At 53.4% G+C, this 20,420-nt stretch carries 17 protein-coding genes; 10 read left to right on the top strand and 7 right to left on the bottom strand.

The genetic code is table 11. From position 1 onward, the window contains the following. Positions 1-2,619 carry a DNA mismatch repair protein MutS gene (gene mutS / locus N9C89_RS13640; RefSeq protein WP_263954714.1) on the bottom strand — a complete coding sequence of 873 codons (2,619 nt, stop codon included), beginning with the start codon at positions 2,617-2,619 and terminating at the stop codon, positions 1-3. A 152-nt stretch (positions 2,620-2,771) separates the two neighbouring features. On the opposite strand from mutS, the gene N9C89_RS13635 reads away from it, so the two are divergent. Further along, positions 2,772-5,030 carry an NADP-dependent malic enzyme gene (locus N9C89_RS13635; protein WP_263954525.1) on the top strand — a complete coding sequence of 753 codons (2,259 nt, stop codon included), beginning with the start codon at positions 2,772-2,774 and terminating at the stop codon, positions 5,028-5,030. After that, entirely contained in the window at positions 5,030-5,905 is an 876-nt protein-coding gene (locus N9C89_RS13630) for a ribokinase (protein WP_263954524.1), read from the top strand. Before N9C89_RS13635 ends, N9C89_RS13630 begins: the two co-directional genes overlap by 1 nt. Here the strand turns inward: N9C89_RS13630 and msrA are convergent. The 4 genes from msrA to N9C89_RS13610 form a co-directional block, all read right to left on the bottom strand. Further along, entirely contained in the window at positions 5,902-6,582 is a 681-nt protein-coding gene (msrA, locus tag N9C89_RS13625; protein WP_394358512.1) for a peptide-methionine (S)-S-oxide reductase MsrA, read from the bottom strand. The two genes, N9C89_RS13630 and msrA, sit on opposite strands and share 4 nt — an antisense overlap. 113 nt (positions 6,583-6,695) lie before the next feature. After that, positions 6,696-7,934: an argininosuccinate synthase gene (locus N9C89_RS13620; RefSeq protein WP_263954523.1), complete on the bottom strand. Its 1,239-nt coding sequence runs from the start codon at positions 7,932-7,934 to the stop codon at positions 6,696-6,698. A gap of 93 nt (positions 7,935-8,027) precedes the next feature. Continuing rightward, positions 8,028-8,729, bottom strand: coding sequence for an endonuclease/exonuclease/phosphatase family protein (locus N9C89_RS13615; RefSeq protein WP_263954522.1), 702 nt, complete (start codon positions 8,727-8,729; stop codon positions 8,028-8,030). Between the two features lie 57 nt (positions 8,730-8,786). Beyond that, entirely contained in the window at positions 8,787-9,890 is a 1,104-nt protein-coding gene (locus N9C89_RS13610; RefSeq protein WP_263954521.1) for a hypothetical protein, read from the bottom strand. 184 nt (positions 9,891-10,074) lie between these two features. Between N9C89_RS13610 and N9C89_RS13605 the strand changes: the two genes are divergently transcribed. After that, positions 10,075-10,854 (top strand): DUF2189 domain-containing protein, encoded by a 780-nt coding sequence (locus tag N9C89_RS13605; RefSeq protein WP_263954520.1) that lies wholly within the window; start codon positions 10,075-10,077, stop codon positions 10,852-10,854. A gap of 49 nt (positions 10,855-10,903) precedes the next feature. Continuing rightward, complete coding sequence (gene ilvA, locus N9C89_RS13600) at positions 10,904-12,151, top strand: threonine ammonia-lyase IlvA (protein WP_263954519.1); 1,248 nt, start codon at positions 10,904-10,906, stop codon at positions 12,149-12,151. Here the strand turns inward: ilvA and N9C89_RS13595 are convergent. Continuing rightward, complete coding sequence (locus N9C89_RS13595; protein WP_263954518.1) at positions 12,148-12,477, bottom strand: Hpt domain-containing protein; 330 nt, start codon at positions 12,475-12,477, stop codon at positions 12,148-12,150. The two genes, ilvA and N9C89_RS13595, sit on opposite strands and share 4 nt — an antisense overlap. A gap of 195 nt (positions 12,478-12,672) precedes the next feature. Between N9C89_RS13595 and N9C89_RS13590 the strand changes: the two genes are divergently transcribed. After that, positions 12,673-13,914, top strand: coding sequence for a PP2C family protein-serine/threonine phosphatase (locus N9C89_RS13590; protein ID WP_263954517.1), 1,242 nt, complete (start codon positions 12,673-12,675; stop codon positions 13,912-13,914). Here the strand turns inward: N9C89_RS13590 and N9C89_RS13585 are convergent. Next, entirely contained in the window at positions 13,911-14,348 is a 438-nt protein-coding gene (locus N9C89_RS13585; protein ID WP_263954516.1) for an NUDIX hydrolase, read from the bottom strand. The genes N9C89_RS13590 and N9C89_RS13585 overlap by 4 nt on opposite strands. A gap of 77 nt (positions 14,349-14,425) precedes the next feature. On the opposite strand from N9C89_RS13585, the gene N9C89_RS13580 reads away from it, so the two are divergent. From N9C89_RS13580 to N9C89_RS13560, 5 genes are all read left to right on the top strand, one after another. Beyond that, positions 14,426-15,427, top strand: coding sequence for an Hsp33 family molecular chaperone HslO (locus tag N9C89_RS13580; RefSeq protein ID WP_263954514.1), 1,002 nt, complete (start codon positions 14,426-14,428; stop codon positions 15,425-15,427). Continuing rightward, a complete protein-coding gene (locus N9C89_RS13575) occupies positions 15,417-16,013 on the top strand; it encodes a CoA pyrophosphatase (RefSeq protein WP_263954513.1) in 597 nt (198 codons plus the stop codon). Before N9C89_RS13580 ends, N9C89_RS13575 begins: the two co-directional genes overlap by 11 nt. Beyond that, positions 16,010-17,167 (top strand): CCA tRNA nucleotidyltransferase, encoded by a 1,158-nt coding sequence (locus N9C89_RS13570; RefSeq protein ID WP_263954512.1) that lies wholly within the window; start codon positions 16,010-16,012, stop codon positions 17,165-17,167. Before N9C89_RS13575 ends, N9C89_RS13570 begins: the two co-directional genes overlap by 4 nt. 143 nt (positions 17,168-17,310) lie before the next feature. After that, on the top strand, positions 17,311-19,143 hold the full coding sequence (locus N9C89_RS13565; protein WP_263954711.1) for an ABC transporter ATP-binding protein: 1,833 nt from the start codon (positions 17,311-17,313) through the stop codon (positions 19,141-19,143). Continuing rightward, a complete protein-coding gene (locus N9C89_RS13560; protein ID WP_263954511.1) occupies positions 19,140-20,354 on the top strand; it encodes a class I SAM-dependent RNA methyltransferase in 1,215 nt (404 codons plus the stop codon). Before N9C89_RS13565 ends, N9C89_RS13560 begins: the two co-directional genes overlap by 4 nt. Positions 20,355-20,420 lie beyond the last annotated feature (66 nt).

Here is a 20,420-nt window from a genome sequence, read left to right as displayed (position 1 = left end):
CTAAGAAGTCCGCGCCTTTTCTTTCAGATCATATAGAACCTGAAGCGCCTCGCGCGGCGTCAACTCATCAGGAATGATCTCGCTCAATGCTTCCTCGACAATAGAATCTTGTGCTGGCGCAGGTTGCGGTGGTGGTGTTGCGGAGAAAAGCGGCAGATCGTCAATCAGCGCCTTCTGTTTTCCGCCCTCACGCTCTCCTTTCTCAAGTGCATCAAGCACAACGCGCGCACGGTTCACCACGGCATCGGGGAGACCGGCGAGTTTTGCCACCTGCACGCCATAAGATCGGTCGGCCGCGCCTTTTTTGACCTCATGCAAAAAGATCACGTCGCCCTCCCATTCTTTGACGGTGACGGTGGCGTTCTCGACGCCCCCAAGCTTGTCGGCCAAAGCCGTCATCTCATGGTAGTGGGTGGCGAAAAGTGCGCGGCATTTGTTGGCATCGTGAAGATGCTCAAGCGTTGCCCAAGCAATAGAAAGGCCGTCATAAGTTGCGGTACCACGCCCGATCTCATCGAGGATCACAAGAGCGCGGTCATCTGCTTGATTGAGAATGGCTGCGGTTTCAACCATTTCGACCATAAATGTCGAACGCCCACGGGCCAGATCATCAGATGCGCCAACACGGCTAAATATCTGGCTGACTATTCCGATATGCGCAGATTTGGCGGGAACGAAACTTCCAGCCTGTGCCAATAGCGCAATCAATGCGTTTTGGCGCAAGAACGTCGATTTACCCGCCATGTTCGGACCGGTCAGAAGCCAGATATCAGCCCCGTCTGATCCATCAGAAAGCTGGCAGTCATTGGCAACGAACGGTGTATCGCCCTGTTTGCGCAAAGACTGTTCAACAACGGGATGTCGGCCACCGATGATGTCAAAGGTCCGGCTGTTGTCGACATTGGGCTTGCACCAATTTTCCCCTTTGGCGAGGTCTGCAAATGCAGAGGCGAGATCGAACTCTGCGAGCGCGTTTCCTGCAAGGTTAATTTCGGCAGCGTGGTTTAAAACGGCCTCTGTTAAGGTGGAATAGAGACGTTTCTCAATCTCAAGCGCGCGGCCGCCAGCGTTGAGAATTTTGGTCTCCATCTCTGAAAGCTCAACGGTCGTGAAGCGCACTTGGTTGGCGGTTGTTTGACGGTGAATGAAGGTTTCAGAGAGCGGTGCCGCCAGCATTTTTTCGGAATGGGTGGCTGTCGTCTCGATGAAATACCCGAGCACGTTATTATGCTTGATCTTGAGCGAGGAAATATCCGCAAGCTCAGCATACTTGGCCTGAAGGGAAGCAATCACGCTGCGTCCTTCGTCTCGTAGCTTGCGGGCTTCGTCTAGTTCCTCGTCAAATCCGGGCGCAATGAAACCACCATCGCGCGCCAAAAGCGGCGGGTCGGCTACGAGTGCTTGATCTAATAGATCAACAAGTTCGTCGTATCCGCTTAGGTCCTTGGCCGCACTTGCAAGCAGTTCTGGCAGCCCTTCAGGAAAAGTATCCTTGATCGTCTCGGCCTGTGTAAGGCCGTTTCGAATTGCAGCGATATCGCGGGGTCCGCCGCGCTCAAGCCCAAGACGAGACAAGGCGCGGTCAAGGTCTGGTGTTCTGCGGAGCGCTTCGCTCAGGTTTTCAGCGAGCGCAGAGTTTTCAACAAGGAATTCAACCGCATCTTGGCGCATCTGAATGGTCTTTAGGTCGGTTGAAGGCGAGGCAAGACGCCGTGCAAGCAACCGCCCACCGCCCGCTGTGAGTGTGCGATCAATTGCGGAAATGAGCGTGCCGTCGCGACCACCAGACAGGCTGTGAGTGATTTCAAGATTTCGGCGCGTCGCGGCGTCGATTTGAACTGTGCCGCCAACGCTTTCGCGGACGGGTGGGCGCAGGAGCGGGAGCTTCCCTTTTTGGGTGATCTCAAGATAGTCGATAATCGCGCCAAGTGCAGCGATCTCGGGGCGGTTAAAGCTGCCAAATGCGTCTAGAGAGCCAACTTTGAACAGCGACTTGATTTTGCTTTCAGCGGATGTGCTGTCAAATGAGGCTGGAGCAAGCGGGGTAAGGGAAAGGCCAAATTCCGTCTCTAACTCTGCGTAATCTTCGAATTTTGACTCCGAGAGAATAAGCTCAGAGGGCATCAGTCGCGCCAGTTCCGGTCCTAAGCGAACAGGAGATGTTTGCATCACATGAAGCGCACCTGTCGAAATATCGACCCATGCCAATGCGGCCTCTCCGCGGATTTCTGCGAATGCCGCTAAATAGTTATGCCGCCGCGCTTCGAGTAGGCTTTCCTCGGTCAATGTTCCTGGCGTCACGAGCCGAACAACATCCCGTTTCACGATTGCCTTATATCCGCGCTTCTTGGCTTCGGCAGGGTTTTCCATCTGCTCGCAAACAGCCACGCGAAAGCCTTTGCGGATCAGGGTGAGCAAATACCCTTCGGCGGAATGAACCGGAACGCCGCACATGGCGATATCTTCGCCGTTGTGTTTGCCGCGTTTGGTGAGCGCAATATCCAGCGCCTCCGCTGCCGCTTTCGCGTCGTCAAAGAACATCTCATAGAAATCGCCCATCCGGTAAAACAGGAGCGCATTCTCGTACTGGGCTTTCAGTTCGAGGTATTGCGCCATCATCGGAGTGACGGTTGATTTAGCTTTATTCACGTGATTTCCCCAAGTGTTCCGAGCGGAGTTTACAAAGGCAAAGCTGGGGGTGAAAGGTCTATGTTGAGGCGTTGGCGGTAAGCGGCTATTCATAATGGCGTTACAACAAGGGATTGGCCCACATGCCCACAAAAGTTAAGTTCACCGCCGAAGAGGCGCTCACCTATCACATGGAACCCAGACCGGGAAAATTCGATGTGACCCCCTCAACACCAATGACAACGCAGCGCGATCTTTCGCTTGCTTACTCACCAGGTGTTGCCGTGCCCTGCGAGGCGATTTTCGATAAGCCTGAAACCGCATATGATTATACAAACAAGGGGAATATGGTTGCCGTTATCTCGAACGGGACGGCTGTTTTGGGGCTTGGCAATCTTGGCGCGCTGGCATCCAAGCCGGTGATGGAAGGGAAATCCGTTCTGTTCAAACGCTTTGCCGATGTAAATTCCATCGACATTGAACTTGATACAGAAGACCCCGATGCTTTCGTAAACGCTGTTCGGCTCATGGGGCCGACATTCGGCGGCATTAACCTTGAGGATATCAAGGCGCCGGAATGTTTCATCATTGAGCAGCGCCTGAAAGAAGAAATGGACATTCCGGTGTTCCATGACGATCAGCACGGAACCGCGGTTATCTGCGCGGCTGGTTTGATCAATGCGCTTCGGATTTCGGGAAAGAAAATTGAAGATGTGCGTATCGTTTTGAACGGTGCGGGTGCGGCGGGAATTGCCTGTCTTGAGCTGGTCAAATCCATGGGTGCAAAGCATGACAATTGCATCATGTGCGATACAAAAGGCGTTATTTATCAAGGCCGTACCGAAGGCATGAATCAGTGGAAATCGGCGCACGCGGCCTCCACTGAGTTGCGCACACTGGAAGAAGCCATGAAGGGCGCCGATGTTTTTCTTGGCGTTTCGGCCAAGGGCGCTGTGACGCAAGACATGGTGAAAAGCATGGCCAAAGACCCTGTGATCTTTGCTATGGCAAACCCTGATCCGGAAATCACTCCCGAAGAGGCGCATGAGGTGCGCGAGGATGCAATCGTTGCCACGGGTCGTTCAGATTATCCAAACCAAGTGAACAATGTTCTGGGCTTTCCGTACTTGTTCCGCGGTGCGCTTGATATCCATGCCCGCGCCATCAACGACGAAATGAAGATCGCCTGTGCCCGCGCCCTTGCTGATCTCGCGCGCGAGGATGTTCCGGATGAGGTTGCGCTTGCTTATGGCCGCAAGCTGACATTCGGGCGGGACTACATCATTCCAACCCCCTTTGATCCGCGCTTGATCCATGTTGTACCGCCAGCAGTTGCCAGAGCAGGTATGGACACCGGTGTGGCGCGCCGCCCAATCGTCGACATGGATGGTTACGAAGCCTCGCTCCGCGCGCGGATGGACCCAACGGCAAACATATTGCGGTCTATCAATACCCGCGCCAAGGCCCGCCAAGCGCGGATGATCTTTGCAGAGGGCGATGATATTCGCGTGTTGCGTGCAGCCGTAAACTATCAACGCGGCGGATTTGGCAAGGCGCTTGTTGTTGGTCGTGAAAATGACGTCAAAGGCCTGATGGATGCAGCAGGAATTGGCGATGCCTATCCCGAGATCGAAGTGGTTAACGCGAAGAACACGGCCTATTTGGATACCTACAAAGACTTCCTCTATCAACGGCTTCAACGGAGCGGCCACGATCATCAGGATGTTCACCGTCTTGCCGCGCGTGACCGGCACGTGTTCTCTGCGCTGATGTTGGCGCACGGCCATGGCGATGGGTTGGTTACCGGCGCGACACGAAAATCCGCGCATGTTCTTGGGTTGATTAACAATGTGTTCAACGCTCAAGCAACCGACGGCGCCGTCGGCGTTACTGCGCTGTTGCTTAAGGGCCGAATTGTTCTGGTCACGGATACGCTGGTGCATGAATGGCCTGATTCCGAAGACCTCGCAACGATTGCCGAGCGGGGCGCGGATGTTGCGAAAATGCTTGGAATAGAGCCGCGTGTGGCCTTTGTTAGCTTCTCAACATTCGGCTATCCCGTTTCCGAGCGCGCCGAAAAAATGCACCAAGCGCCGAAGGTGTTGGAGCAGCGCGGCGTTGATTTCGAGTTTGAAGGCGAGATGACCGTTGATGTTGCGCTTAACCCGCAAGCGATGGCGCAGTATCCGTTTAGTCGCTTGAGCGGCCCTGCGAATGTTCTTGTTGTTCCTGCGCGTCATTCCGCGAGCATTTCTGTGAAGTTGATGCAGGAAATGGCTGGTGCGACCGTGATCGGTCCGATCCTTACGGGGATTGATCAGTCGATTCAGATTTGCTCGACCGTTTCTACATCCAATGACATCTTGAATATGGCCATGCTTGCGGCCTGTAAGGCGAAGTAATGGCGATTTTTAATCTTGGATCAATCAACGCGGACCACGTTTATCGTGTTCCGCATTTGCCCGAACCGGGCGAGACATTGGCGGCAAGCTCGTTTCAAATCGGGCTTGGCGGCAAAGGCACAAACCAATCCGTTGCCGCCGCACAGGCTGGATCAAAGGTGCTGCATATCGGGGCAGTTGGAGCGGACGGGCGCTGGGCGAAAGAAAAGCTTCAGTCCCTTTCGGTTGATTGCCAGTTTGTTGCAGAGATTGAAACGCCGACAGGGCATGCGATTATTAATGTTGATGACGACGCCGAGAATGCAATTGTTCTCTTCAAAGGTGCGAACTTTGCATTGGATACGGCACAGGTCGATGCGGCCTTAGAGGCGGCGAGCGCTGGTGACACGCTTCTTCTTCAAAACGAAACCGCGCATCAAGCCTATGCCGCTGAATTGGCCAAGTCCAGGGGGATGCGCGTTATCTATTCTGCGGCGCCGTTCTCTGTTGAGGCGGTGCGTGAAGTGCTACCGTTTGTTTCTATGATCGCCGTAAATGAGATCGAAGCGGAGCAGCTTTGCGCAGCGTTAGAGACTGATTTGAACAACTTGCCCGTAGATGAGATTTTGGTGACGCGCGGCGCAAAAGGTGCTGAATGGCGCGGAAATGGTAAGACTGAAACCGTTGAAAGCTTCAAGGTTACTCCAGTAGACACAACCGCGGCTGGCGATACTTTCGCTGGATACTTCGCCGCTGGTATGGATCAGGGAGCGGGGGTTGCGGAAGCGCTTCAGCTTGCGTCAGCCGCGGCCGCGCTCAAAGTAACGAAAGCTGGTGCTGCCGATGCCATTCCAAATCGGGGCGCGGTCGAGGGGTTTCTAGCCGATCAAGCTTAGTGACCTTTGGCAAATGGTGCAGCATCGCCCCAGAGCGCTAAGATCTTTTCGTCTCGCTTACAGCCTTTGCGGTATTTCGCGTAGGCCGTTGATTTCTTAACCGGACCAAAACGCGTGATGATGCGTTTTGTGCCCTTATAGAAATCCTGATGATAGGCTTCGGCCTTGTAGAATGGCTTTTCGGCTAGGATAGGCGTTACGATCTTCTTACCCAATGCCTTTTGCGCATCTGCGCGTGCGGCCTTTGCAATGTCTTGTTCGGCCCGATTAGAGACGAATATTGCCGTTCTGTAGCTTTCTCCACGGTCGCAAAATTGGCCGCCTGCATCTGTTGGATCGACCGAGCGAAAATAGAGGTCTAGGATTTGGCGCAGCGAGATTTGACCCGTGTCATAGGTGATTTCGACAGCTTCGTAGTGTCCGGTGCCGCCTTTTGATACATCTTTGTAAGTCGGGTTTTCTGTGGTTCCGCCCGTATAGCCGGAAACAGCTTTGGTCACTCCCTTAACGGATTCGAAATCGCTTTCCACACACCAGAAACACCCGCCCGCGACAATAATTGTCTCCTTGGGCCCAGCCATCGCCGAGGTGCTGTGAAGCAGCCAAGCGGCGAGAATTGTTGCCGCGAGGGTAAGGGCTTTCAAATCAAGATTGGTTAGGCGCCGGAAGAAAGACATCAAAGGTTCTCCTGTGTTGGGAAAACCTTTGCGATAGATTGCAGCGAAAGCAACGACGCAAGGCCGCTGCTCACGCAAGCTTGAGCAAAGTTCATTCAGATTTGCGGCGGAGCCTACTTACCGAGGCGCTTGTTCCGCATCGCGATCAGCTTCAAACGCAGCGCCTGAAGTTGAATGAAACCAGCGGCATCAGTTTGGTCATATGCGCCGGCATCTTCTTCGAAAGTTACATGGCTTTCGGAATAGAGGCTGTGATCGGACCAACGACCAACGCAGCGCGCCAGACCTTTGTAAAGTTTCAGGCGAACCGTACCGGATACATGCTCTTGAGACTGGTCAATCGCAGCTTGGAGCATCTCGCGCTCTGGGCTGTACCAGAAACCGTTATAGATCAGCTCTGCATATTTCGGCATCAGCTCATCTTTGAGGTGCATGGCGCCGCGATCCATTGTGATGGATTCGATACCGCGATGCGCTTCGAGAAGCAGTGTGCCGCCAGGTGTTTCGTAGATCCCGCGGGATTTCATACCAACAAAACGACCTTCAACAAGATCGAGGCGACCACAACCATGTTTGCCGCCAAGCTCGTTCAGTTTGGTGAGGATCGTTGCAGGCGACATTGCTTCGCCATTGATCGCAACCGCATCGCCTTTTTCAAATGTGATCTCGACAAATTCTGGCGTGTTTGGCGCGTCTTCGGGATGCACCGTGCGTTGGTAAACATAATCGGGCGCGTCAATTGCCGGATCTTCAAGAACCTTACCTTCGGAAGACGTGTGCAGCAGGTTCGCGTCAACAGAGAAGGGCGCTTCGCCGCGTTTGTCCTTGGCAATCGGGATCTGGTGTGCTTCAGCAAATTCGATCAGCTTTGTGCGGCTTTGCAGGTCCCACTCGCGCCAAGGCGCAATCACCACGATTTCTGGGTTCAGCGCATAAGCGGCAAGCTCGAACCGGACTTGGTCGTTGCCTTTGCCTGTTGCGCCATGGGAAACGGCATCCGCACCGGTTTGCTTGGCGATTTCAACAAGCCGCTTGGAGATGAGCGGGCGAGCGATGGAGGTTCCGAGGAGGTACAGACCTTCGTACTGCGCGTTGGCGCGGAACATCGGGAAAACAAAATCGCGGACGAATTCTTCGCGCAGGTCTTCGATAAAGATATTCTCTGGCTTTACACCAAGAAGCTCGGCTTTCTTACGTGCTGGCTCAAGCTCTTCGCCCTGACCAAGATCGGCAGTGAAGGTCACCACCTCGCAACCATATTCGATCTCAAGCCATTTCAGGATGATCGACGTATCAAGGCCACCGGAATAGGCCAGAACAACTTTCTTGGGTGCAGTCTTTGGTGCGGACATTGAACTCTCCAAAATATGTATCGCGCTGGCGTTATCGGGTTTTTGACCAAAGGGCAAGTTTAGTGGCCGAAACAGTGCAAAAAACTATGTGGTTTACTCTGCTTTCGGCAAATCAAAATCCATGAAGATCGGTAGGTGATCAGACGCGCGGTTGGAAAGCTCGCTTCGGTGAACGCCGGTATTGGTGACCTGAACATCGGAGGTCACGACAAAGCGATCAAGCGGTGCAGTTGGAAGCGACGTATGAAAGCTGGGCCCGGGTGTAATAACGTCGAGCGTTGGCGCAAAAATTCTACTCGCGGCACCGAGCTTGCGCCATTCGTTAAAGTCACCTGCGATGATTGTCGGAATGCGGGGGCAGCGTTTTAGATACTTCAGAATTGCCAAGGCTTGCTTCACGCGCATGATCCGATGCAGAGCAAGATGAACGCCGACAACATGGAATTTCTGCCCCGAGGCGGTTTCGAAAAAGACAGACACCGCGCCGCGCGGCTCAAGGGATGGAAGCTCGATACGCTCAACTTCTGTCACCACAACATCAGGGCGAAACAGAATAGCGTTGCCATGCCAGCCGTGGCTTTTTACGCGCGTCGCAACATCGGCAAACCTATATTTCAGGTCAGACGTAAGCATGCCCAGGGGCAATGTGCCTTGCCGTGAGCCAAGCCGTTTGTCGACTTCCTGTCCGACGACGATATCGGGCTGCATTTCTTCCAGAACCGCCAATATCCGCTCCGGCTTGCGCTTCCAGTCGAGGCCGACGGACTTGCGAATATTGTAACTAACGATGCGCATTTGGTTCCTTCAAATAAATAGCGCGCGACCAAGCAGAATGCGCCAGAGTGTCATGCGCTAAAATCGCTGCCCGACATAGATATAATAGTTCTGCTCGTTATCATCATTGATCGCGACATCCGCAGAGAAATCGAGCGGGAACTTCCGGCTTAGCCGAAAGCGCAGCCCGACACCGCCAGCATAACGCGCGCCGATATCTTCGCCATAGCTCGTTTCGCCGGTTCCCGCGCCTGCAAACGCGACAACGCCAAAGCGGTCGCCCAAGCGTTGGCGGATTTCAATTTGAGCGGAGGTCGCGCGTGGGCCAAGAAACTGCGTTGGTGAAAAGCCTCGGAACCCGTCTCCTGCGCCGATCGAGCACTGGTCAAAGAATGGCGTCCCTTGCTCAGCGAAACACTGATAGAGCTTACCCGCGATAACGGTTTCTGCTGCGAGCTGCTGATAGCCTGAAAAGTAGAGGTTCCCTTTAGAAAAGCTACCACGGTCACTGTCAGTAAGCTCATTGGCGATGCTTGCTGTTAACCCGATCTTGGTGCCCGCGCTCGGATAAATGTCGTCATTGGTCGTGTCTCGCTCAAGCTCTAGACCAAGATTTGCGTATTCCATCGCAGCGTCCAGCCGTATTCCGGGGAGAAAGCCTTGCTTGTTCGTTTCAAAGGAAACGGTTGTGTTTAAAATGCTTGCAAAGCCGGTGATCGAATAGTGCTCTGCGAACCCGTGTTTAAGTTCGAGCCGCGCAAAGTCTCCGGTTTGCGTGATCGGGATTGGTCCGAGAATGGTGTAAACATCATAATTAAGATCAGCGGTCGCTATCGTTGCTCCAATGGTCCAACGATTTGAATCCCATGCGTAGCTCGTGCTGGCGCCAAAGGCGGTACTTCCGTTCGTTGATTTAAAGCCACCAATGCCAACATGTGATGTGTCGGAGCTTGGATCATTCTGAAAGAGATAGGCGCCACCCAATGCCAAGCCTGCTTCGATCAACGGGTTCTTGAACGGAATTGGCGCAAGAACAAACGAACCATCGGAAATTCCATACTTATCGTTTTCTGGAATGATTTTGGGAGCTTCAGCCGCCGCAAGGCACATCGGAGTGGCCGCTAGGCCGGTGGCAAGCAGTAGTTTTCTAAGTTGGCGGATCGCTCGGGAATCTACTGTCATTAGCTGTCCTGAATGCTTTTTCTGAAGGCTTAATCAATTTGCGCGCTGTTTGCACTGTCTTTGATGCCTCGTTTTTTTGCAAGTCATGCGTAGATGGCTTTGAACTGTACTATCTCACGCGAGATTATTGATCTGAGCTTTTGTCGTGGCTACGGTTGGCCCACAGGGACGGAGAAATGCGAACATGACTGATGAAACGAGGGCGGTACAACCGCTTCCCGATATAGGAGAGGTCACACTTTCGGAGCTACTAACAGCTCTGAAAACGGGCTGGCAGGATTTTAGAAGAGCGCCGTTGTTCGGCTTGTTCTTCAGCAGCGTTTATGTGGTGTGCGGGCTTTTGCTGAGTCTAATGGGCGCGAGCACATTTTATTGGACGCTCGTTCTGTCGCTCGGGTTTCCGCTGGTTGCGCCCTTCGCTGCCGTGGGATTGTACGAAGTTAGCCGACGGATTGAAGAAGACGAGCCGCTCAAATGGTCCGAGGTTCTGGGTGTTGTGTGGCGAGAGCGTGGCCGCCAAGCGCCGTGGATCGGTGCAATTCTTGTCATTATCTTTCTGTTCTGGAGCTTCTTTGCGCATATGTCGCTGGCTCTGTTTTTGGGGAACATGACTCTCATCAACATCAGCAGCTCGTGGGAAGTATTTCAGAGCCCCATGGGAGCTATGCTTATTGTCTTTGAAATTGTGACGGGCGGGATTGTTGCATTTCTGGTTTATGCGCTTACGGTTGTGTCGCTTCCTTTGTTGCTCGACAAGGAGCTGGATTTCGTTTCGGCGATGATAATCTCGGCAAAGACTGTCGCACTCAATAAACGAACGCTGATAATCTGGGCGATGATTATTGCGGTCCTTCTGTTTGTCGCGATGATTCCGATGTTCTTGGGCTTGTTGGTTGTCCTTCCGGTCCTTGGTCATGCAACTTGGCATATCTATCGACGTGCCTTGTATTTTCCTTCGTCGTAGGTTGTCTTGGGGAGATACTGTGCCCCTTTTTGATCGGCGAGGATTCGCGATGTCGGAATTTTCAGAGAACGCGCGTAATGCAACGAAAGCAATGCGCTCCCTTTTCCCAGCGACGCCGCTTCAGCGGAATGATCATCTGTCCAAGAAGTTCGATGCAAACATTTGGCTTAAACGTGAGGATTTGAGCCCCGTTCGGAGTTACAAAATCCGCGGTGCGTTTAATGCGATGTCGAAAGTTTTAAAGGCTTCGCCAGATCAATCGTTGTTTGTCTGTGCAAGCGCTGGCAACCATGCCCAAGGCGTTGCGTATGTTTGCCGCCATTTTGGAGTGAAAGGCGTTATTTTCATGCCTGTCACCACACCACAGCAGAAAATTCAAAAGACCAAAGTCTTTGGCGGCGACGCTATCGAGATTAGGCTTGTCGGCGACTATTTTGATGAAACGCTCGCCGCATCACAGGAGTATTGCAAGCAAGCAGGGGGCCATTTCCTTGCTCCATTTGACGATGCCGATGTTATTGAAGGTCAGGCGAGCGTTGCGGTTGAAATGCTCGAAGAGCTTGGTGGCGCACCTGACGTATTGGTTGTGCCTGTGGGCGGTGGCGGATTGTCTGCTGGTTTGCTGTCTTATTTCCGAACCGAAGCGCCAGACGTATCGTTAACCTATGTGGAGCCTGAGGGTGGCCGAAGTTTGCGCGAAGCGCTTGAATTTAGCGAACCCACCACGCTCCCCGAAGTTGATAATTTTGTCGACGGCGCGGCCGTGGCTCGGATTGGCTCGCTGACATTTGAGGCGCTTAAGGGTATTTCGCCAGACGATGTTCTCGCTGCGCCTGAAGATAGGATCTGTACAACAATTCTCGAGATGCTGAATGTCGAGGGCGTTGTGCTCGAACCAGCGGGCGCACTTTCCATCGATATTCTGCCTGACATTGCGGAGCAAATCCGAGGTAAAACCGTGGTTTGTGTGACCTCAGGTGGAAACTTTGATTTTGAGCGACTGCCCGAAGTGAAAGAGCGCGCGCAGAGATACCTTGGCCTCAAGAAGTACTTCATTCTTCGGATGCCCCAACGCCCCGGAGCGTTGAAAGAGTTTTTGCATCTTCTCGGGCCGGATGACGACATTTCCAGATTTGAGTATCTCAAGAAATCGGCCCGCAACTTTGGTAGCGTGTTAATTGGGATTGAAACCAAAAATGCAGACGACTTCCCTGGTTTGTTTGCGCGGCTTGAGGAAGCAGGGTTTGCCTATCGCGATATCACCGCGGATCAGATTTTGGCGGAATTCTTGATCTAAGCTGCGAGTTCGGCCTGCTTCTTTTCAAACACCGAGCGAGATTGCTCGTATGTTTCGAAGAGGGCCGCGAGATTGAATGTTTGGCCATGCCCTTCAGAGGCGGCCTTTTCCCCGCTTTGACAAAGAATAGCCATCGCACGAAACCCAAGATTAAGCGCGCTACCCTTTAGGAAGTGCAGATCATCTTCGAGGTTTTCGCGCCCATCTTTGGATTTTAGCCGCGCGATTACTTCATCCGCCTCTTCCAAAAACAACTCGGCAACTTCATCAAAATCATCCGCGCCAACCTCTTCCCGGAGTTCCAGAACTCGGTCCCAATCGATCATCCAGCGCTTCCTTTTTGTTTCACTTACCCCGCTAAGGTAGCGGCGATAGCGTTAATGAAACGTTGATCGATTTAACCTGTTTCAGACAATTTTAGCTTTCATGGATTGTTAATGGCGCCGTGCCAGATTCGGCCTGAACAAAGCCGGAGCGCAATTAGCATGCTGCAAAATCCGAATAGTTTTCTCGGAGCGTCAATGGCGCCCGCTGACGGAGATCAAGTGATCCAACAGATCCTTGTTGTCGACGACAGTCGTGCGCAAAGGCGGGTACTGAGCAAGATTCTATCGCGCTGGGGCTTCTCCGTGTTGGAGGCGGTCTCAGGCGCACAAGCGCTCGAGATCATCAAGTACTACCGTGTTGATCTTGTATTGAGCGACTGGATGATGCCAGAGATGACGGGTGTTGAATTTTGCAAAAAATTTAGAGCGTTGGAGCGTGATCACTACGGATACTTCATCTTGCTGACCTCCAAGAGCGAGAAAGGCGAGGTTGCGCACGGGCTTGAAGTTGGGGCTGATGATTTTCTTACAAAACCCGTTGCATCGAATGAACTTAGGGCAAGAATTACGGCGGGCGCGCGCGTGTTGCGAATGGAGCGGGAGCTTACTGAAAAGAATGCGCTTGTAACCAACACGCTTTCCGAGATGTCGGAGCTGTATGAAACCCTCGACAGAGACCTAATTGAAGCGAAGAAACTACAGCATTCTTTGGTGCGCGAACGGTTCAAAGAAATGGGGAATGCTCAAGTTTCGTTGCTCCTGCGGCCGGCTGGCCATGTCGGTGGTGATCTCGTCGGGCAGTTTCCTATTGATGACGAAAACTTGGGTCTGTTTGCTGTTGATGTTTCCGGCCACGGAATAACGTCTGCACTCATTACCGCTCGGCTTGCGGGTTTTTTGTCTGGAGCGGCGCCGGAACAGAATGTAGCGCTGAAGAAGAAAGGCAAAAAATACGCAGCAGAGGCCTTGGAGAAAGTCGCCGAACAGCTAAACCGGCTTTGCATGCAGGAGTTTGAAACCGAACACTATTTCACCCTTCTGCTTGCCACTATCAACACCAAAACCGGAGAGGTTAGCTTCGTTCAAGCAGGGCACCCGCACCCGGTAATTCAGAGGGCGAATGGCAACATTGAATACCTCGGAAGTGGCGGTAATCCCGTTGGGCTGCTTGAGGATGTCAGCTACGAGCAGGTGACATTTTATCTGCAAGATGGGGATAGGCTGCTCATTCTTTCAGACGGGTTTACGGAGTGTCCAAACCCACATGGCGAGCTACTTGAAGAAGAGGGGCTCGAACATTTGTTGCATGACATTTCGGCCATCCGTGGGCCTGACGCTTTAGAAAGCCTTGTACTCGGACTTCAGAATTTTGCAGGTGATGTTGAATTTCCGGACGATGTCTCTGCGATCATGGTCGAATTCAACAAAACGGATTAACAAAACATTGAGTTGACGAAATAACGGTCACCGTCGTTTCCGAGGATAACTGCGGCCTCCTCTGGAGTGACCCATTGAACCGAATGAAATTCTTCTAGCGGGTCATGGAGCGCATAGACTGGGGTTGCCGAGAATATGTGGCAAAGCTTTTCCGCCCACATATCGTATTCCGGCATGAACACAAATCTGCGGAATGTCCCAAGGTGACGGGGATTTGATATCTTCCAGCCTGTCTCCTCCTTTACCTCGCGATGAAGTGCGGCAATTGCGTTCTCGCCGGGATCAATGCCGCCACCCGGCAATTGAAATTCGACGTAAGGTTTGGATTGTAACGTCACAAGAAGCCTGTTTTCACGGGCAAGTATGGCGTAAGCACCGGGGCGCAAGCGGTATGTTTGCCCCTTTAAGGGCGGCTCGCCAAATCGTCTAATCATCTTCGCACCCCTTGGACTGTGACTTGCTCCTCTTATATAGTCGCGGTAAGCCAACGCAACGCGCGTAAGGAATCTTCATGACACTTGCTAATAAACTCGCTTGGGACGACACGGTCCTGCCATTTCAACTAGATCGTGCTGACGTTCGTGGGCGCGTTGCCCGACTAGACGGCGTGTTGGACTCTGTACTTGAGCAACACGACTATCCGCCGGTCATTGAGGCGCTGATTGCAGAGATCACATTGCTCACGGCGCTCATCGGCCAAACGATCGATCTTCGCTGGAAACTCTCCCTGCAAGTTCGCGGTAATGGAGCGGCGCGCATTCTGGCGACCGATTATTATGGACCAACAAAAGAAGGCGAGCCCGCCCGCATTCGGGCATACGCAAGCTTTGACAAAGAGCGCCTCGACGAGAACGCACCTGGATTTGAGCAGATCGGCAAAGGCTACTTTGCAATTCTGATTGATCAAGGCGATGGGATGAAACCCTATCAAGGGATCACGCCAATTGCGGGCGGATCGCTTGCGGCTTGTGCGCAAACCTATTTCGCCCAGTCAGAACAGCTACCGACTCGGTTTGAGCTTACCTTTGGGCGTTCGACTGAAAAGGATGGCGATGAAAGCTGGCGTGCTGGCGGGATGATGCTACAGCACATGCCAAAAGCCTCGCCGTTTGCAAAATCCGAAGATGGTGGAGATGAGCAGGGTTTGCTGACCGCCTCGGACCTTCTATCGGACGACGAAGAAGACAATTGGAACCGCGCAAATATCCTGCTTGATACAGTTGAAGCGCTCGAAATGATCGGCCCTTCGGTCGCGCCAACGGAGTTGCTCGTTCGCTTGTTCCACGAGGAATCGCCGCGTGTATTTGATGCGCAGCCGGTTACATTCGGCTGCACGTGCTCGGAAGAGCGTGTTCGGAACAGTTTGTCGATCTACTCGGCGAAAGATTTGGAGCACATGACAACGGAGAAGGGTGAAATTACAGCCGACTGTCAATTCTGCGGCAAACATTATGTGCTCGACCCTGCGACCGTTGGAAAAGACGCGGTTGCTGGCGGCGGTGATGACAACTAAAGCGACGCTTCATAAGCTTTGTTCGGTGGCTTCCGATGCGGAGTCATCGGACTTTGATTTGCATCCGGAATTCAAACTTCCCGAAAACCGGAAACTGCGCGAAGCAGCAGTCCTTGTGCCGATTATCGACACTGAAAGCGGCCCATCGCTTATCCTGACCAAACGAGCGTCCCATCTTAAACACCACCCTGGACAGATCGCGTTTCCTGGCGGAAAGCGGGATCAGGGCGACAAAGACCTGACGGCGACAGCGCTCCGAGAGGCGCGCGAGGAAATCGGATTGGCACCGGAAAACGTTGATGTCGTCGGTGTGGTTTCTGCGCATGAGACGGTCACCGGCTTCACCGTTTCGCCGATTTTGGGCTATGTTAGAGACGAATTTGTTCCACAGGCCGAACAGGGAGAGGTGGCGGAAATATTTCGTGTTCCGCTTGCGCATGTCCTGAACCCAGATCGTTTCACAATTGAGTCGCGGTTCTGGCGTGGCGTTGAGCGGAAGTATTATGTCGTGCCATACGGGCCCTATTATATCTGGGGCGCAACCGCTCGTATCTTACGACGGCTTGCCGAGGCAGCGCAGTCATGAGACTTGAGGGAGACTGGATTGATGCGCCCGAAGTCCAGCGCTGCTGCACCGCGATAGAAGATGCAGGTTTTCGCGCGTTTCTGGTTGGGGGGTGCGTTCGCAATGCCATCCTAAACGCGCCGATTAACGATATCGACATCGCAACAGATGCAACTCCGGATCAGATCCTGAGTCTGGCCAAGCGCGCTAACATTCGCGCAGTGGCGACAGGATACGATCACGGGACAATCACGCTGGTTGTGGGCGGTGCGCCTGTCGAGGTAACGACGTTTCGGCGCGATGTTGAAACCGACGGACGGCGCGCAGTCGTCGCCTATTCCAAAGATATCCACGACGATGCCCGCCGCCGCGATTTTACGATGAATGCAATCTATGCAACCCGCAACGGCGAGGTTGTTGATCCATTGAACGGAATGCCAGACCTTCTTGCGCGGAGGGTTCGGTTCATCGAAGACCCAGACCAGCGCATTCAAGAGGACTATCTGCGGATACTTCGTTTTTTCCGGTTCTTCGCTTGGTATGGCGAACAATCGGAGGGATTGGATTCAGAGGGTTTGGCGGCCTGCTCAGCAAATTTAGCCGGAATAGAGACACTTGCAAAAGAACGGGTTGGCGCAGAGATGCTGAAGCTTCTTGGCGCGCCTAACCCATCTCAGGCCATTGCGAGCATGGAGCAAAGTGGCGTTCTTGCGCAGATACTTATCGGCGCCACGGGTCGTTTCTTGCCTTTGTTGATACACAATGAACAAAGCGTCGAAGTAGGTGCAGACCCAATAAGGCGGCTCGCAATTCTTGGTGGCGAGGACGTAAAGAATGCACTTCGGCTGAGTAATGCGCATTCAAAGACGTATGACATTCTTCGCTTTGAACTTGAGCACACGACAACCCCTATCGCGCTGGGCTATCGCTACGGGGCGGATGTCGGGAAAAGCGTTCTTTTGCTTCGTGCAGCACTGTTCGAAGCGCCGGTTTGCACCGCAGACATTCAAGACGTGGAGCGCGGGGCGCATGCGGAGTTTCCCGTGAAGGCTGCGGATTTAATGCCGGCGCTAAAGGGTGCTGAGCTTGGCAATGCACTAAAAAACCTCGAGCAAAAATGGCTTGAGTCAGGGCTCAAACTGACGCGCGATCAACTTTTAGACGGTCACGGCTAATAATCCACCAAGCTGGGTTTCGCTCCGCAATCGACTGCCCTATCGTGAGCGGGACTCATCGCCATATTTATTTCGCGCCGCTCGACCGCGTTATGCTTGCTGTCTGTACTGGCGCTCGCCGTGATTTCCAAGAAGGCCCTATTGTGTTGTTAAAGAATTTGATCGACCCCTTTGCGCCCGTATCCGTTGCGCCTCCGCAAACGCTTGCCCGATTCATGAGGTGGTGCCTTGCTGGAAGTCAGAAAGTTTTGCTTTCGGCAGGTCTTGTTTCTGCGCTTTCCGGAATAATCGAGGTCACAACGGCGGTTTTCCTCGGTATGGTGATCGACGCCGCTCTTGCCAGTTCGCCAGAGACCTTTTTCTCCGGAAATATGGTGTTGTTGCTTGCAGGGCTGGTGTTTCTCATTGTTTTGCGGCCAATGTTCTTTGGCATTTCGGCCTATTTGCAATCTGTGATTATGGCGCCTGATATCTTCACTCAGACCCTATCCCGCCTTAATCGCTGGACTTTGGGGCAAACGGTCTCGTTTTTTGACAACGACTATGCAGGGCGTATCTCACAAAAACAGATGCAGGCCGCCGGATCTTTGACCGAGATTGTCGTCGAGACTCTCAACACTTTGGTGTTCGCGCTCGCGTCGATAATTGGCGCGCTTTACGTTATGTCGACCGTGGATTTCCGCGTCTCGCTGATTTTCTGTGTGTGGCTCGCCGCGTATTTTCTTTTCTTGCGATATTTTCTGCCGCGCATTCGCGTTAAGGCGCGTTCAAGAGCAGGGGCACGGACCGGCGTTACTGGCCAGATAGTCGATACGATCACCAACATTAAAACGGTAAAGCTCTTTGCGCACGCTGATCACGAGGAGCGCGCGGCGACAGACGCCATGCAAGAGTTCCGCCAGCGGGCACGGCAGTTTGGCGTTCTTGCTTCGGCTTTTCGCTATGGCCTGATGGTTATTGCGGGTGTTTTGCCTGTCTTGATTGTTGGGGCTTCGCTCTATTTCTGGACAAAAGGCTCCGCTTCGGCAGGAGATATCGCCACAACCGGTTCGCTCGCAATCCGCTTTGCGCAGATGACAGGTTGGGTTTCGTTTACGCTGATGGGAATTTTCTCTCATATCGGCGAGGTCGAGGATGGAATGGGAACGCTTACAGTGCGTCCCGCTCTGGTGGACAGCTCTGATGCCGACACGCTTACCGTTAGCAAGGGCGAAATTCACTATGATCAAGTGAGTTTTGCCTATGGCGGCGAAACCGGCGGCATAACAGAGACAGATCTGCTCATTAACTCGGGAGAGAAGCTTGGCATTGTGGGCGCTTCTGGAGCAGGGAAATCTACGCTGGTTTCCCTATTGTTGCGGCTCTATGACCCCGAACGTGGCCGCGTTTTGATTGATGGCCAAGACGTTTCAAAAGTGACGCAAAAAAGCTTGCGGCGTCAGATCGGAATGGTCACGCAGGAAACTGCGATGTTCAACCGCTCTGCGCTCGATAACATTCTTTATGGTCGACCGGACGCCTCGCATGAGGAGGTAATAAGCGCCGCCAAACGCGCAGAGGCGCATGATTTCATCAAGGAGCTTGAAGATTTCAAAGGTCGCCGCGGGTATGAAGCATTTCTTGGGGAACGGGGCGTTAAGTTGTCCGGCGGGCAAAGGCAACGCATTGCTTTGGCTCGCGCGATTTTGAAAGATGCGCCGATACTCGTCCTTGATGAGGCGACATCCGCGCTTGATTCCGAGGTTGAGGCCGCAATCCAAACTGCGCTTGAAAATGTGATGGGTGGCAAAACCGTGCTGGCAATTGCGCACCGACTTTCAACGATTGCGCAGATGGATCGAATAATTGTGCTTGAAAACGGAAGGATCGTCGAGCAAGGAACCCATGCCGAACTTCTTGAACGCAATGGGCGCTATGCGACATTCTGGGAACGACAGTCCGGCGGGTTCATCGGCATCGAGGAGGCAGCAGAGTGAAGGTAACAATCGAGCGGCTTGGCCATCTTGGAGACGGCATTGCCGAGGGCCCTGTGTTCGTTCCGATGGCTTTGCCTGGCGAAGTTGTCGAGGGAGATGTCGAAGGCGGTAAAATGGCCGCGCCGCGTATTCTGGAGCCGTCGTCGGATCGGGTAAAACCGCCGTGCAGCCATTACAAGTCGTGCGGTGGGTGTAGCCTGATGCATGCCTCGGATGCATTTGTGGCGAATTGGAAGCAAGATGTGGTGCGTCGCGCCTTGGAAACTCATGGCCTAACGGCGGAGTTCCGGCCCATTCAAACATCCCCGCCGCAATCTCGCCGCCGCGCTGGCTTGGCCGGAAAGCGGACCAAGAATGGTGCGATGATTGGGTTCCACACACGGGCATCAGGAATAATCATTGAGATCCCAAACTGTAAGCTGCTCGAGCCGGCGGTGAAGGAAGCAATTCCCGCGCTTGAGGCGCTAACTATTGCCGGAACCTCCCGAAAGGCAGAGATCAGCTTTACCGTAACGCAAACGCTCGGCGGGGTTGATGTTTTGGCGCAAGGTGGCAAACCGCTGGATGGGCCGCTTCGGATTGAGCTTGCTGGTATCGCGAACCAATTCGGTTTGGCGCGTTTGACGTGGGAAGACGAGCTGGTTTGCGAAATACACGCTCCGGTCCAAGAGTTCGCGGGCCACAGGGTGACTCCCCCCGCAGGGACCTTTCTTCAGGCAACCAAAGATGGGGAAAACGCGCTGGTTTCAGCTGTGTTAGAGACTGTTTCTGGTGCAGAAAAGGTATTGGACTTGTTCTCTGGATGCGGCACGTTTTCATTGCCAATTGCGGAACAGGCGGAAGTCCATGCGGTTGAGGGCGAGGCCTCTATGCTAACCGCACTTGATCAAGCATGGCGATTTGGCAAAGGGTTGAAACACCTAACAACAGAGGCGCGCGATCTCTTTCGGAGACCGCTATTGCCCGATGAGATCAAAGGCTTTGACGCGATTGTCATCGACCCGCCGCGCGCGGGAGCAGAAGCTCAAATCGCAGAGATAGCGGCATCGAAGGCGGGGCTGGTGTCCATGGTGTCTTGCAATCCGGTCACCTTCGCACGAGACGCGCAAACATTGGTCGGCGCGGGGTTTGAGATTGGTTTTGTTCAGGTTGTCGATCAATTTCGCTGGTCGCCACATGTCGAGATCGCCGCGTCATTTTTGCGTAGGTAACGAATCCCTGATTTTCTAATGGCGCAATTTGCGCTATAGTCAGGCTAATAAAAATCAATGAGCAGT

This window comes from Halocynthiibacter sp. SDUM655004 (genome assembly GCF_026015885.1).
Lineage (GTDB): Bacteria > Pseudomonadota > Alphaproteobacteria > Rhodobacterales > Rhodobacteraceae > Falsihalocynthiibacter > Falsihalocynthiibacter halioticoli.
This window is presented reverse-complemented; position numbering and strand designations above follow the sequence as displayed.